The sequence below is a fragment of the Aliterella sp. E5.1 genome, assembly GCF_057473825.1.
In genome coordinates this window covers 1-1,247 of record NZ_JBYCCV010000437.1, presented here as the reverse complement: position 1 = coordinate 1,247, position 1,247 = coordinate 1, and the positions used below count along the sequence as shown (strand labels likewise).

Below are 1,247 nucleotides of genomic sequence, written 5' to 3'. Positions count from 1 at the left end.
CCCTGAACAGTTACTAAACAAAGTCGATAAGCAATTTCGCTCTCCTACCGGGCAATGGACGGGTATTTCTGGACGAGTTCGCGTTATTGACTACAATACCAAGCTCGTCAAGCCTAGTGAACTCCCTACCTCGGTCATGCAACTAACAGCGCCAAAATGGCGTAATAAAGTTGGTTGGGCAACTACTAACGGTTCTTTCCAATCTTTTGTAACCGCCATGCGAGTGTTGGAGGGCGATCGCAAAACATTGGAGTGGTTGAGGGGAATGAAAGCCAATGGAGCTAAAAACTATAGTAGTAACTCTGCAATTGTTGAGGCTTTGGGTAGGGGAGAAATTGCTTTGGGGCTAGTTAATAATTACTATCTGTACCGATTTACTAAAACTAATCCTGGCTTCCCTGTAGCCGTCCACCATACGCGTGGTGATGCAGGAGCATTGATTAACTCAGCAGGATTAGCTGTGTTAAATACAACTGACCAAAAAAGTGATGCAGAAAAGTTTGTTGCCTATATGCTTAGTCCAGAGGTGCAAAAATACTTTACTCAAGAGTTTTACGAATATCCTCTAGTACAAGGTATCCCGGCATCACAAGAGCAAGTTTCGCTTGACCAGCTTAATCCTCCGCAGATTGACCTAAACAAGTTAGCGGATGTGAAAGAAACACTCTCTTTACTTCAAGAGGCGGACGTATTGTAACTAGAAGCAAGGAGCTAAGAGCAAGTGACAATATGCAATCTAAAGTTACAAAAACTTATAAGCTACCAGCTACAAAAACTCACAAGCCACCTATGTTCCTCGTGTTGATGGCCACACTTACTGGTATAGCGATCGCACTGCCATTAACTTATTTGGTTATTTGTACAGTTGCTATTAGTCGGGAACAGCTATGGACTTTAGTATCCCGTCCTCGTACGCTTGTAGTGCTACTCAACAGTGCGGCAATAGCAGTAGCTGCTCCATTATTTTCAGCATTAATTGCTGTACCTCTTGCCTTTTTAACATTACGGACGGATTTGCCGTGGCGGCGTTTTTGGCTAATTGCTACAACTTTACCGCTGGCAATTCCTGATTATGTGGGTTGTTTTGCCCTAATTGCTGCCTTTGGCCCAAAAGGTAGCTTGTTGCAGCTATTGTTAGAACCGTTAGGTGTGCAGGAAATACCAGAAATCTATGGCTGGACTGGCGCGCTTCTGGCAATTACTTTGTTCACCTATCCTTATTTGCTCCTAAGTGTCCAAGCTGGGTT

At 43.9% G+C, this 1,247-nt stretch carries 1 protein-coding gene and 1 pseudogene; both read left to right on the top strand.

The annotated features are described in order from the left end of the window. Positions 1–697 (top strand): extracellular solute-binding protein (locus AC2VE5_RS28020; RefSeq protein WP_486890774.1); only part of this gene is annotated, 697 nt, incomplete at its 5' end. A gap of 32 nt (positions 698–729) precedes the next feature. Next, positions 730–1,247: pseudogene (locus AC2VE5_RS28015) on the top strand (iron ABC transporter permease); the annotation flags it as partial.